The 13,010-nt window shown below is 37.4% G+C and carries 11 protein-coding genes; 7 read left to right on the top strand and 4 right to left on the bottom strand.

The window, feature by feature from the left end:
- Positions 1-92: 92 nt before the first annotated feature.
- Both dprA and BXY75_RS01665 read left to right on the top strand, forming a co-directional pair.
- Positions 93-1,199, top strand: coding sequence for a DNA-processing protein DprA (gene dprA / locus BXY75_RS01670; RefSeq protein WP_121905960.1), 1,107 nt, complete (start codon positions 93-95; stop codon positions 1,197-1,199).
- 64 nt (positions 1,200-1,263) lie between these two features.
- Entirely contained in the window at positions 1,264-2,019 is a 756-nt protein-coding gene (locus tag BXY75_RS01665) for a hypothetical protein (RefSeq protein WP_121905959.1), read from the top strand.
- Here BXY75_RS01665 and trpS read toward each other — a convergent pair.
- Positions 2,003-2,971 carry a tryptophan--tRNA ligase gene (trpS, locus tag BXY75_RS01660; protein WP_121905958.1) on the bottom strand — a complete coding sequence of 323 codons (969 nt, stop codon included), beginning with the start codon at positions 2,969-2,971 and terminating at the stop codon, positions 2,003-2,005. The two genes, BXY75_RS01665 and trpS, sit on opposite strands and share 17 nt — an antisense overlap.
- 145 nt (positions 2,972-3,116) lie before the next feature.
- On the opposite strand from trpS, the gene BXY75_RS01655 reads away from it, so the two are divergent.
- Positions 3,117-3,857: a lysophospholipid acyltransferase family protein gene (locus BXY75_RS01655; RefSeq protein ID WP_121905957.1), complete on the top strand. Its 741-nt coding sequence runs from the start codon at positions 3,117-3,119 to the stop codon at positions 3,855-3,857.
- A 92-nt stretch (positions 3,858-3,949) separates the two neighbouring features.
- Here BXY75_RS01655 and BXY75_RS01650 read toward each other — a convergent pair whose 3' ends face one another.
- The 3 genes from BXY75_RS01650 to recA all read right to left on the bottom strand — a co-directional run bounded on the left by BXY75_RS01650 (position 3,950) and on the right by recA (position 7,270).
- Entirely contained in the window at positions 3,950-5,488 is a 1,539-nt protein-coding gene (locus BXY75_RS01650) for an outer membrane beta-barrel protein (RefSeq protein ID WP_121905956.1), read from the bottom strand.
- 105 nt (positions 5,489-5,593) lie between these two features.
- On the bottom strand, positions 5,594-6,130 hold the full coding sequence (locus BXY75_RS01645; RefSeq protein WP_121905955.1) for an RNA polymerase sigma factor: 537 nt from the start codon (positions 6,128-6,130) through the stop codon (positions 5,594-5,596).
- Positions 6,131-6,265: 135 nt separating this feature from the next.
- Positions 6,266-7,270 (bottom strand): recombinase RecA, encoded by a 1,005-nt coding sequence (gene recA / locus BXY75_RS01640; RefSeq protein ID WP_121905954.1) that lies wholly within the window; start codon positions 7,268-7,270, stop codon positions 6,266-6,268.
- Between the two features lie 377 nt (positions 7,271-7,647).
- On the opposite strand from recA, the gene trhO reads away from it, so the two are divergent.
- The 4 genes from trhO to BXY75_RS01620 all read left to right on the top strand — a co-directional run bounded on the left by trhO (position 7,648) and on the right by BXY75_RS01620 (position 12,870).
- Positions 7,648-8,679 carry an oxygen-dependent tRNA uridine(34) hydroxylase TrhO gene (gene trhO / locus BXY75_RS01635; RefSeq protein WP_121905953.1) on the top strand — a complete coding sequence of 344 codons (1,032 nt, stop codon included), beginning with the start codon at positions 7,648-7,650 and terminating at the stop codon, positions 8,677-8,679.
- An 89-nt stretch (positions 8,680-8,768) separates the two neighbouring features.
- Complete coding sequence (locus BXY75_RS01630) at positions 8,769-10,070, top strand: PSP1 domain-containing protein (RefSeq protein ID WP_121905952.1); 1,302 nt, start codon at positions 8,769-8,771, stop codon at positions 10,068-10,070.
- On the top strand, positions 10,060-10,545 hold the full coding sequence (locus BXY75_RS01625) for a gliding motility lipoprotein GldH (RefSeq protein ID WP_121905951.1): 486 nt from the start codon (positions 10,060-10,062) through the stop codon (positions 10,543-10,545). The genes BXY75_RS01630 and BXY75_RS01625 overlap by 11 nt, the downstream gene beginning before the upstream one ends.
- A 6-nt stretch (positions 10,546-10,551) precedes the next feature.
- Positions 10,552-12,870: a penicillin-binding protein 1A gene (locus BXY75_RS01620; RefSeq protein WP_121905950.1), complete on the top strand. Its 2,319-nt coding sequence runs from the start codon at positions 10,552-10,554 to the stop codon at positions 12,868-12,870.
- Positions 12,871-13,010 lie beyond the last annotated feature (140 nt).

The following is a 13,010-nucleotide window of genomic DNA, read 5'->3' as shown; positions in this document are numbered from 1 at the left end:
TTTTTCATTTTCAATCTTTTTAGGACTCACTAACTTATTAACAACTAATTAAAAGTTGTACATTTAACTGCTCCCCAATAAGTTAACGACTTATGCTTTCAAACAGGGAATTAAGGTATACGCTTGCATTACAGCGTGTTCCGAATTTGGGCGACACTTCAGCCAAGAAATTATTACAAGCAGTTGGATCTGCAGAAGGGATTTTCAAAGAGAAAAAAAGCAATCTTTTAAAAATTGATGGGATTGGAGCTTTAAAGTTGCGTGAGTTAAATGAGCTCACACTACTCGATGAAGCAGATGAGGAACTTCTATTTATTGAACAGAACGAAATTACTTTCAGTTATTTCAAGGATAAAAACTATCCCGACCGACTGAAGCATTGTCTGGACGGCCCCATTCTATACTTTCATACTGGTAATATTGACCTTCAGAATAAAAAAATAATTAGCATTGTAGGCACCCGAAATGTTACTTCGTACGGACGCAGTTTTTGTGAAAAACTAATTGAAGAACTGGCCCCTGTAAATCCCGTAATAGTTTCAGGATTTGCTTATGGTGTCGATATTACAGCTCATAAAGCGGCTATGGATAACGGACTCCAAACAATTGCATGTTTGGCTCATGGTTTAAATTTAATCTATCCAAAAAGTCATAAGAAATATGTAGCCAAAATGGAAGAGCATGGCGGATTTATCACTGAATTCTGGAGTAGCGACCCCTTTGACCGAACTAACTTTTTAAGACGTAATCGCATTATAGCAGGTATGAGTGAAGCTACTATTGTAATAGAATCTGCCGAAAAAGGAGGAAGCCTTGTCACAGCAGACATTGCAAATTCATATAATCGTGAGGTGTTTGCCGTACCGGGAAGAGCGAGTGATACTCAAAGCCGGGGGTGTAATGACTTGATTAAATTACAGCAGGCACGTATTCTTACGCACGCAGCGGATATAGTATTTATGCTAGGCTGGAAATTAAAAGATTATGAGAAAGCTCCTATCCAAACCCAGCTTTTCACAGAGCTTTCCGAAGAAGAACAAAAAATCTTTGAATATTTAAAAACAAAAGACAAAGAACTGCTCGATACCATTGCATTGGAATGTTTCATCCCAACTTATAAAGTAGCAACGATCTTATTGAGTCTGGAGTTAAAGGGATTGGTAAGGCCGTTACCCGGAAAATTGTTTCAGTGCATTTAGTATGATAAATTCCTTTCTTTACTTGAAACTCATGCTATCTAATAGATTTTCTTATTTTTGACGCATGCCAATTATCCTCAGAAGAATCTTTTTGTTTCTAATCTTAAGCACTGCTATTTTAGTGATTTACTTTGAGATTGTTAAAGAATTTGGGTTTGGTATTGGAGCCAATCTATTGTTTTTATCGCTAATTACGATAATGCATATTTCTACCGATAAACCAAGAAGTAAGATTTTTATTAGCGTTCTCTTGTTATTTATTGCATCGATGTTATTAAACATTATAAACTATTATTTAATAGTGAATGCAATAGCTGTGTTATATGCCAATGAAATCTTTTTAATCATTGGGTTTGTTTTAATGATGAGGGAAGTAATAAGAGAATGTCGTAAAGAATTTGTGATAAAAAATTATAGTTGGCCGGTAGCAATTATCTTAATTCTTGACGGCATTATAATTTACAAAATAATGGCGCTTATAGATGAGTTTCATCTAAGTATTAGCCATGTGCTTTATGGCTTTATCTTTACCATATTGAAACTACTAGTACTTAGTATAGGACTCATTTATTACTTTATGAGTAGTTATAAGACAAGAAAAGTCTCCTTTTTGATTGGGGCTTTAGCACTTTTTTTTATGAGCGATATTATTGAAACTTCTAATTATTTGTTTTTTATTAAGGATCCTTTGGTAGCAGGTGGCGTTTTAAATAGCGGGTTGTCTATGCTTGGGGTTGTACTGTTTTACTTATATTGTACGTATCCTGAACAGGAGGATATCATGGATAATAATGAAAGTTTTTTTAATACCCTACTTTAATTCGAACTCTATTTAGTACTTCATTAGCTACCTTTGCGGCCTTTGCAGCTCCTAGCTCTAGCGCTTTATCAATCTCCTGGAGATTTTCCATAAAATATGTATACCGAGACCGCTCTTCTGCGAAGCGATCTATTATTAATTCGTATAAGGCTTGTTTCGCATGTCCATAACCATAGTTTCCACCTTCGTAATTATTACGCATACTAGCAATTGCTGTTTCAGAACCTAAAATTTTATACAAGTTAAAAACATTGCAAGTGTCAGGATCTTTAGGCTCTTCCATAGGGGTGCTGTCGGTTTCAATTCCCATTATTTGCTTCCGAAGTTGTTTATCACCAAGGAAAATATTTATAATATTATTCTTGGATTTGCTCATCTTCGCACCATCGGTACCCGGAATTAACTTGGTGCCTTCTTGAACCTGCCCTTTAGGTAAAACAAAAGTCTCGCCCATTTGCGCATGAAACCTTGAGGCTACATCACGTGTTATTTCAATATGTTGAAGTTGGTCTTTTCCTACGGGAACAATTTCAGCATCGTATAATAATATATCGGCAGCCATCAACATAGGATAAGTAAATAAGCCTGCATTCACATCCCCCAATCTATCGGCCTTGTCTTTAAAGGAATGTGCAAGTGTAAGTCTCTGATAAGGAAAGAAACAACTTAAATACCATGACAATTCTGCAGTTTGTGGAACATCACTTTGACGGTAAAACACCGTCTTTTCAATATCTAAGCCGAATGCTAGCCAAGTCGCCGCCGTACTATGAGTGTTGTTTCGCAGGGTTGCTGCGTCTTTAATCTGAGTTAAAGAATGCATATCTGCGATAAACAAAAAAGATTCATTTTTCGGGTTATTTGCCATTTCCACGGCGGGGATGATTGCTCCTAAAATGTTCCCTAAATGCGGGGTACCGGTACTTTGAATTCCTGTAAGTATTCTTGCCATAATATTTCCTGGATTAACAGGAGTCTTTTTAAACCAATTGAGCCACTATTTATAAGGAGTGTCTTCGGAGGTATTCAACTTAATTTGCGCAAAGTTACTTTTTTTAGGCTATTCGCATTATTCAAATCAGTATTTTTGATCTTGAATGAATTTTTTCCGCTATTTACTAACCACCCTATATAGAATTTGGTTCTATCTTTTAGTGACGTTGCCTATTTTATTAATGTTTCCTATTTTGGTAATTAGCATTTTAAAAGAGAGTTGGTATCCATTCTTTTTCAAATTGGCACGCTTATGGGCGACGATCATTCTATTTGGAATGGGATTCTTTCCTATTATCAAAAGAAATGTAAAATACAAAAAAGGCGCAAGTTATATGTTCGTTTCTAACCATACTTCCATGGCCGATATCATGCTCATGCTGTATGTTACCAGAAATCCGTTTGTTTTTGTTGGAAAGAAGGAGTTGGCGAAAATTCCATTATTTGGATTTTTCTATAAACGAACCTGTATACTGGTTGATCGTGACAGCCCGAAAAGTCGGGGGGAAGTTTTTAAAAGAGCCCAACATAAAATAAGTCAAGGATTAAGTGTTTGTATTTTCCCTGAAGGCGGTGTTCCAGATGATTTAAACATGACACTTGATGAATTTAAAGATGGTGCTTTCCGTCTAGCAATTGAGCACAATATTCCTATTGCTCCAATGACCTTTCATGATAATAAGAAGCGTTTTTCGTATGAATTTTTTAGCGGTAGTCCAGGGAAAATGCGCGTGAGAGTTCATCCTATAATTCCAACCGAAATACTAGCTGCCGATGATCGCAGAATGCTTAAAACCAAAACAAGGGAGATAATTTTAAACGAACTTCAATCGCCCTCTGTTTAGAATAATTGACCGATTTTTAAGCAAAAAAAAACCGTTCTATGGCGTTGAACGGTTTCTTTTGTTTGGTTTCCCAAACCAACTAAAAAACTAACCTAAAATTTGTAACTAAACCCTGTATAAACCCCTAAATAGTAAGGTTTAAAATTCACTGAGGAATCCGTATACGGGTTTAATTGATACTTGAACATCGGTTCAATATTAAACTTAAATTTTCTTGATATTTTATAGTCAAATCCCAACCCTACATTGGTTGTGAAACTTACTGTCGATAAATTATTAGCTTCTCCTAAAGTACTTTCGAACGAACCGGCTTTTACCGAAATATCGTTATTACCCAGAAATAATGTACTAAGACCTCCAATCACGTTCATCCCAAATTTATTATTGAATAAACTGTATTTTAATTCCAATGGAACCTCGTAATAGGAAATGTTTTGAGTAATGATCGCTTCACCATCTGTCGATTTTGGACTTATATCGCCAAACTCTCCTGAATTCATAGAATTCTGTTCTGCAATACCACCTTGATCTACCGCTGTAAGTACAATTTCTTTTCCGCCGTAATTTACACTTCTAAGCGCAGTAGAAACGGGTCCGGTACCTAATTCAATTCCTTTAGTACCATAACTTAGATCTACATTATTTACACCAGATCGCACACTTAATCGATTGCTAATTGCATAACTCACCTGCACCCCATAGCTTATATTAACATCGCCGCTTTGCGAATTATCTGAAAACGATTGATCGATCGAAGAACCACCATCTAAAGAATTATAATACACAGGAGCAAAATTAGGTGCCACATCCCATCGTCTGTCGATTTTAGACTCCTTTGCAATAGCATCCTCCTTTTTAAGAATTTCCTGTTCTTTTATCTCGTCCAATATAGATTTTTTCTCCTCGGACGACTTTTCGTCCTCTGCAGTTTCAGTTTTAGCAACTTCGGTATCTTCTATCTGAGTATTCTTTATAATTAGGTTTTCTTGATTGCTTTTAACAACATCATTTTCCTTCTGAAGCTTCTCAATGTTTTTTGTTTTCTCTTCGGAATTGATTGCAACAGCTTCTTTTTCTGTAGAATAGACAGGATTTTTTGGTGCTTCTATGCGATTTGAATTATAGGTCGCTTTCGCCTTCTTCGTTTTTTCTTCGGAAGAGTTTGTTTCTGATGCAACACGGCTGTTGTTCTCAGACTTGTTTGAAACGGACTCTTTGTAATTAGCAGGACTGTCCTTTTTTATTTGTTCAGAAGCTTCGGAAGTAGTTTCGATTTCCTGAAGCTTGTTATTAGTTGCGTCTTCTTCCGAAGCAACCACAATAACATCCTCCTTATTAGTAATAATCGGGTTTGCCTCAGTATCGATATCGTTAGAACGAACAGATTCTTCCGTATTTACCACATCAGAATCGGTCACATCCGAATTAAACATCGAATTACCAACAGTAAGCAAAAGTGCCAATAGCGCAGCTACACCACCAAGTTTCCACCAAAGCGGAATAACTTTACGGTCCTCTTTATCCTTATTCAATTCGGCTTGGATGTTTTTCCAGACCTGAGGAGAAGGAGAGGCTTCAAAATCGTTGAGGCGATCTTTGAAAAGGCTGTCTATATGCTTATTTTCTTTCATGTGTACTCCCCGCGTAGGCGGGGATCTCTTACTTGTTTATTACCCCTGTCTCATCGTAAGGCAGGGATCTCTTTATATATACGAAACTAACATTAGGAAAGTTTCTTACTCTTTATGTTCTAATCTATATTCTTCAACTTTCTTTTTCAGTATTATTCGGGCTCTTGCCAGATTGGATTTAGACGTACCATCAGAGATTCCTAACATTTCGGCTATCTCTTTATGTGCATAATCGTCCATCACATACATTGTAAATACCAATCGATACCGATCCGGTAACTCCTGAATGATCTTTAACAGAAAATCCAATGGGATTCCTTCGTCTTCAATCATCAAATCCTCCTCATCCTCGATTTGATCTTCTCTCGCAATGTCAAATACACGTTGCTTTCGATATTTTTGAAGGACCGTATTCACGGTAATACGTTTCATCCATCCTTCAAAAGAACCTTTGTCCTGAAACTGCTCTATCTTCTTGAAAATAGTTAAGAAAGAATCTTGCAAACTATCCTCAGCTTCGGCGTAATTAGGAGAATACCGCAGACATATTGAAAATAATACACCCGAATATTGTTTATACAACTCCCCCTGTGCCTTAGCATCCTGCTTCTTACATTGTATGATGAGCTCGTCTAAAGTCAATTGCAGTCCCGTGAGTTATTATTTTAAATTGTAGCCACTTACATCATTTGGTAAGCCGCAACCATAATAATCCAGGTTTCTACACTTTGTAGATGCCTGATAATGAAAAAGGTTGCGTTAGGGAGAAAAGGCTTCTTATTTTAAGGCCGCGATGGCATCTTTTATTTTTAGTTCCAATTCTTCCATTAATTCAGGGTTGTCTAATAAAAGTGTTTTTACAGCGTCTCGCCCTTGCCCTAGTTTTGTATCGTCATAGCTAAACCATGAACCACTCTTTTTGATGATTTCGAAATCAACTCCGAGGTCAATAATCTCACCTACTTTAGAAATTCCTTTACCATACATGATATCGAATTCCACCGTTTTAAATGGAGGCGCAACCTTGTTCTTTACCACCTTCACTCGTGTCTTATTTCCTTGTACATTACTGTCACTATCCTTAATCTGTGTAGATCTTCTTATGTCTAGACGTACAGAGGCGTAAAATTTAAGCGCGTTTCCACCTGTGGTAGTTTCGGGATTTCCGAACATCACTCCAATTTTTTCACGTAATTGGTTAATAAAGATTACGGTACAATTGGTTTTACTAATAGATCCGGTTAGTTTCCGAAGTGCTTGAGACATTAATCGAGCATGTAAGCCCATTTTACTGTCACCCATTTCACCTTCAATTTCGCTTTTTGGCGTTAAGGCAGCCACCGAGTCAATAACTACAATGTCAATTGCACCACTTCGAATTAAGTTATCGGCAATTTCTAAAGCCTGTTCTCCGTTGTCTGGCTGCGAAATGATGAGGTTTTCAATATCAACCCCAAGGTTTTCAGCGTAATAGCGATCGAAGGCGTGCTCTGCATCTATAAAAGCGGCAATTCCACCCTTTTTTTGTGCTTCGGCAATTGCGTGTAAAGTTAGTGTCGTTTTACCTGAAGATTCAGGTCCGTAAATTTCAACTACTCTTCCTCTTGGATAACCTCCAACTCCTAAGGCAATATCCAAACCTAAAGAACCTGTGGGAATGGTCTCTACTTCAACAACGGCCTTATCGCCCATTTTCATTACAGTTCCCTTTCCGTAGGTCTTGTCTAATTTGTCTAAAGTAAGTTTTAATGCTTTTAATTTAGCTTCGTTTTCTTTGCTCATGAATTCTATTTTATTTGTGAAGGAGTCGATAGGCTAAAATACTATTTCTTTGTATTTACAGCAAAAGGAATACGGGCTTAATGAGAATTTTTGTCAACAATGTAATACCTCGAATCTAAGGCCGCCTGATTAATTTTATTGGGCAGGCAACGAGGTATTATATTCCAACAAAGAAATTCCAAATTCCAAAAAAAAAAAATATGATGTAGGGAATTGGTAACTGGGCCTCTCCAAATAATGGGTTAAATCTTGAGAGGATTGGAATTGGTCAATTGTCTAGTTTTATACATGGCCGCAAGAGTTTCTTAAACCGTTGAAAAACCTTATTTTTGCCCAAGATTAATTTTATTCAACCTTTTTCACTAAAAAAGTATAGCATGCAACTGTACAATACCTTAAGTGCAAAAGAGAGAGCTCAAATATTGGAAGCTGCCGGTGAAGATCGCCTCACCCTCTCTTTTTATCAATATGCCAAAGTCGGCAACGTTTCTCTATTTAGAAATCATTTATTTATTGCCTGGGATACTATGGAAGTTCTTGGGCGTATCTATGTTGCTCACGAAGGAATTAACGCTCAACTTTCTGTTCCTGCAAAACGATTTAACGAGTTCAAAGAATTTTTAGACGGAGTTTCTTTTCTGAAAGATGTACGACTCAATATCGCAATAGAACACGATCTAAAATCTTTTTTAAAACTGAAAGTAAAAGTGCGTCATAAAATTGTCGCAGACGGATTGAATGATGACAGCTTCGATGTGACCAATAAAGGAGTCCATGTTGCGGCTGAAGAATTCAACAGACTAATCGAAGATCCGGATACGGTTCTTGTCGATATGCGGAATCACTATGAAAGTGAAATCGGTCATTTTAAAGGTGCTATTACTCCCGATGTTGATACGTTTCGGGATTCATTAGATATTATTGAGGAAGATCTAAAAGATCACAAAGAAGATAAGAAGTTGGTAATGTATTGTACCGGCGGAATACGTTGTGAAAAAGCAAGTGCTTATTACAAACACAAAGGTTTTAAGCAAGTGTTTCAGTTGGAAGGCGGGATTATTGAATATGCCCGACAGGTGGAAAACAAAGGTCTGGAGAATAAGTTCGTCGGAAAAAATTTCGTCTTCGATCACCGAAGAGGCGAGCGCATTTCCGAAGATATCATAGCAAAATGCCATCAATGTGGTGCTGCTTGCGATAATCATGTGAACTGTGAGAATGAAGCCTGTCACTTGTTGTTTATACAATGTGAAGCCTGTGCTTCAAAAATGGACAATTGCTGTAGTGACGATTGTAAAGAAATCATAAAACTACCTTTTGAAGAGCAAAAAATACTGCGACAAGGAATTCCGAATAGCAATAAAATCTTCAAAAAAGGGCGTTCAGAAAAACTGAAATTCAAAAAGTAAGGTTCCATTTAAATTGGTATATTTACGGATTGAATTAATTGTTTAATTTTCGTCTCTCTTTACTGAAAGAGAGCTATATATATAAAAATATGGGCTGTACAAGCTGTGCCACTGGTACTAATGGACAGCCAAAGGGTTGCAAGAACAACGGGACTTGCGGTACTGATGGCTGTAATAAATTAACAGTATTCGACTGGCTTTCTAATATGTCGCTTCCCGCTAATATGGAACCTTTTAAAGGGGTGGAAATACGCTTTAAAAACGGACGAAAACATTTCTATATAAATTCTGAAGATCTCACATTAAGTATTGGAGATATCGTTGCTACTGAAGCAGCCTCGGGGCACGACATTGGTATCATTACCCTTACAGGCGAGCTTGTTCGTGTGCAAATGAAGAAGAAAAAGGAGAATCCAAATCCTGAAAGCCTCCCAAAAGTTTACAGAAAAGCAAGTCAAAAGGATATTGATATCTGGCAAAAGGTTCGTGATAAAGAAGCTGATGTTCAAAAGAGATCGAGAGAAATAGCAATCCGATTGGGACTTCAAATGAAAATTAGCGATGTCGAATTTCAAGGGGATGCCTCAAAAGTTGTGTTTTATTATACAGCTGAGGAAAGAGTCGATTTCCGAGAATTAATCAAAGAATTTGCACGTACATTTAGTACGAGAATTGAAATGAAACAAGTAGGCTTCAGACAAGAAGCTGCGCGCTTAGGTGGAATTGGATCTTGTGGGCGTGAATTATGCTGTTCAACCTGGTTAACAGATTTTAGATCTGTAAATACTTCCGCAGCACGCTATCAACAATTATCACTAAATCCTCAAAAACTTGCCGGACAATGTGGTAAGCTAAAATGCTGTCTTAATTACGAATTAGACACCTATCTTGATGCATTGGAGGGCTTTCCGAAGAGCGATGTAAAATTATCCACTGAAAAAGGAATGGCTGTTTGTCAGAAAACAGATATTTTTAAAGGACTGCTATGGTACGCCTACGAAAAAGAAGGAATGAACTGGCACCAGCTTACACTGGAAAAGGTGAATGAAATCATCGCAGTAAATAAAAAAGGCAATAAAGTTGCAAGTCTGGAAGAGTTTATCGTAGACATTGTAGTACCCGACAAAGAACTTTTTAGCAACGTTGTTGGACAAGATAGTCTTACCCGTTTTGATAGACCAAAACATTCTAAAAACAAAAGTCGCAATAAAAATAAAAGCAGGGGTAAAAATACTGCTCAAGGACAAAACAAAGGACAATCTTCTCAAAAGTCGAAAGGTAGAAATCAGAAATCGGCACAGCCTAAGGGTGCTAAAGAAGGTGGAGACCAAGGACAGAATAAAAATCAGAACAGAAGCAGAAACCGAAAACCTAAAAAAAATGCGGAATAGTATTGCGTTGATCTTTTTATTAGCGTTTCTGGTATCTTGTAATTCAGGTACGGTCTACAGTGATACCAAGGGCTTATCTGGCAGCTGGAATAAAGACGATTTAGTAGAATTTACTATTCCACAATTGGATTCTTTGAAGCAATATAATTTGTTTGTGCATGTCCGCAACTCGAATGAGTATCGATTCAACAATATGTTTTTAATAGTTTCCATGCATTTTCCTCATGGGAAAACAGTTACTGATACCCTTGAATATCGAATGGCAAATCCCGATGGTTCCTGGCTTGGTGAAGGTATAGGAAGTGTCAAGGAAAATAAATTATGGTATAAAGAGAAGGTTTCGTTTTTGGAAAAAGGAAGCTATATCGTAACGATAGGCCAGGCAGTTCGCAATAACGGTGATGTAGATGGCGTTACAAATTTAGAAGGAATTACAGATGTTGGCTTTACTATTGAAGAAGTCAAACAACAATAAAAGCATATGGCAAAACAACAGACAAAAAAGAAAAAAAAGCCTCAGGATGAGAATGCGCGCCACGCCAGGACATTTTGGAAGATATTTCTTGGAGGCATATTGTTAATCATATTCGTGTTTCTACTTGCTTCATGGGGTGTCTTCGGAAGTCTTCCCGATGAAACAAGCTTGGAAAATCCCGAGAAGAATCTTGCTACCGAGATTATTTCTTCCGACGGGAAAACCATTGGAAAATTTTATAAGGAAAACAGAACTCCGGTTCCTTACGAGGAGTTGCCAGATCATCTAGTTGAAGCATTGATAGCTACCGAAGATGCTCGCTTTTATGATCATTCAGGAATTGATGCAAAAGGGACTGTTCGTGCATTTGTCTTCTTAGGATCAAGAGGAGGTGCGAGTACTATTTCACAGCAATTGTCGAAGTTGTTCTTTACTGAAAAAGTCTCTAGCAGCAAATTAACAAGAGCAATGCAGAAAATAAAGGAATGGATCATTGCTATTCGACTGGAAAGACGATATACTAAAGAAGAGATTATTACGATGTATTTCAATGAATATGACTTCCTAAATCAGGCGGTTGGTATTGAATCTGCTTCGAATATATATTTCGACAAAGCCCCTTCAGAATTGAATACGTCAGAATCTGCCATGTTAGTAGGAATGTTTAAAAATTCGTCTTTGTACAATCCGCTTCGAAATCCTGTTGGAGTAAAAAACAGAAGAAATGTGGTATTGGCTCAAATGGAGAAATACGATTTTATTTCTGAAACCGTAAAAGATTCTTTACAAGCACTTCCTTTAAATCTTAACTATGCTGCTCAAGGTCACACTGAAGGTCTCGCGACTTATTTCAGAGAATATGCCAGAGCATTTATGTCGGATTGGATTGAAAAGAATCCGAAATCGGACGGTTCCAAATACAATATTTATAGTGATGGCTTAAAAGTTTACACGACCATTGATAAAAAGATGCAAACCTATGCTGAAGAGGCAATGGATGAGCATCTTGCAAATCTTCAGAAGGAATTTGACATTCAGAACAAAAAGAACAAAACCGCACCATTTCGGGACATTACACCCGAAGAAACAGAGAAAATTCTAAATACTGCTATGAAACGTAGTGACCGCTGGAGAATCATGAAAGAACAGGGGAAAAGTGAAAACGAGATTATTGCCAGCTTTAAAAAGAAGACGGAGATGTCTATTTTTTCCTGGAGCGCGAAAAACAATAGTAAGGATACAATTCTAACGCCTCTGGATTCTATTCGATATTATAAATCTATTCTTCAAGCATCCTTAATGTCAATGTCGCCTCAAACTGGTGAAGTGAAAGCATGGGTTGGAGGTATAAATTATAAATACTTCAAGTATGATATGGTGAAAACGGGAAGACGTCAAATTGGATCTACTTTCAAGCCATTTGTTTATGCTACGGCGATAGATCAAATGCATATGTCACCCTGCGATACCTTACCGAATACACAGTATACAATCGCGGCTGGAAAATATGGCTTGCTGGAACCCTGGACTCCTAAAAATGCTGGAGGTAGTTACGGTGGGATGGTAACACTTAAAGAAGCTTTGGCCAATTCCATAAATACCGTTACTGCAAGACTTATAGATAGAGTAGGACCGAGACCGGTGATTGACTTAGTAAAAAAGATGGGTATGGAAACTAAAGACATGCCTGAAGCTCCTTCAATAGCATTAGGTACTCCAGATGTTTCGCTTTTCGAAATGGTTGGAGCCTATAGTACTTTTGCTAATGAAGGTGTTTATGTAAAACCAACTCTGATTTCAAGAATTGAGGATAAAAATGGTACGGTGTTATATCAAAATGTACCTGAAACAAAAGATGTTATCAGCAACGAAACGGCCTATGTAACTGTGAGTCTGATGGAAGGTGTTACACAGTCCGGTTCTGGATCGAGATTACGGCATAGTGGAAGAACCAGTGGCGCTTATAAATCGACCATAACTGGATATCCTTATAAATTTACTAATCCAATAGCGGGTAAAACAGGTACTACTCAGAATAATAGTGATGGCTGGTTTATGGGTATGGTGCCGAATCTTGTCACCGGAGTTTGGGTTGGAGGAGAAGATAGAGCCACACACTTTAGTACTACCACATATGGGCAAGGAGCAACCATGGCATTGCCGGTATGGGCATTATACATGGAAAAATGTTATGCAGATGAAGAGCTTGATATATCGAAAGGTCAATTTAAACGGCCTGCCAACGTTTCCATAGTAACGGACTGTTCTAAATGGAAGGATGGTAAAAATAATGGGGAAGAAATTCCGGATGAATTTGATTTTTAGCATTTTTTATTCTGAAAACAGACTAATGAACCTCTTGGAAATGTATACACCAAGAGGTTTTTTAATAGTATGAAATTGCCTAAATTTATATCCGATGATAAATAGAAAGATGCGGTGTAATTGAGGTATAATGTTTTAAA

The organism is Ulvibacter antarcticus (assembly GCF_003688405.1).
Taxonomy (GTDB): domain Bacteria; phylum Bacteroidota; class Bacteroidia; order Flavobacteriales; family Flavobacteriaceae; genus Ulvibacter; species Ulvibacter antarcticus.
This window is presented reverse-complemented; position numbering and strand designations above follow the sequence as displayed.

What these genes read in the sequence shown, in the direction of transcription:
- dprA (WP_121905960.1), top strand. Translation starts at nt 93, where the DNA reads ATGCTTTCAAACAGGGAATTAAGGTATACGCTTGCATTACAGCGTGTT.
- BXY75_RS01665 (WP_121905959.1), top strand. Translation starts at nt 1,264, where the DNA reads ATGCCAATTATCCTCAGAAGAATCTTTTTGTTTCTAATCTTAAGCACT.
- trpS (WP_121905958.1), bottom strand. Translation starts at nt 2,971, where the DNA reads ATGGCAAGAATACTTACAGGAATTCAAAGTACCGGTACCCCGCATTTA.
- BXY75_RS01655 (WP_121905957.1), top strand. Translation starts at nt 3,117, where the DNA reads ATGAATTTTTTCCGCTATTTACTAACCACCCTATATAGAATTTGGTTC.
- BXY75_RS01650 (WP_121905956.1), bottom strand. Translation starts at nt 5,488, where the DNA reads ATGAAAGAAAATAAGCATATAGACAGCCTTTTCAAAGATCGCCTCAAC.
- recA (WP_121905954.1), bottom strand. Translation starts at nt 7,270, where the DNA reads ATGAGCAAAGAAAACGAAGCTAAATTAAAAGCATTAAAACTTACTTTA.
- trhO (WP_121905953.1), top strand. Translation starts at nt 7,648, where the DNA reads ATGCAACTGTACAATACCTTAAGTGCAAAAGAGAGAGCTCAAATATTG.
- BXY75_RS01630 (WP_121905952.1), top strand. Translation starts at nt 8,769, where the DNA reads ATGGGCTGTACAAGCTGTGCCACTGGTACTAATGGACAGCCAAAGGGT.
- BXY75_RS01625 (WP_121905951.1), top strand. Translation starts at nt 10,060, where the DNA reads ATGCGGAATAGTATTGCGTTGATCTTTTTATTAGCGTTTCTGGTATCT.
- BXY75_RS01620 (WP_121905950.1), top strand. Translation starts at nt 10,552, where the DNA reads ATGGCAAAACAACAGACAAAAAAGAAAAAAAAGCCTCAGGATGAGAAT.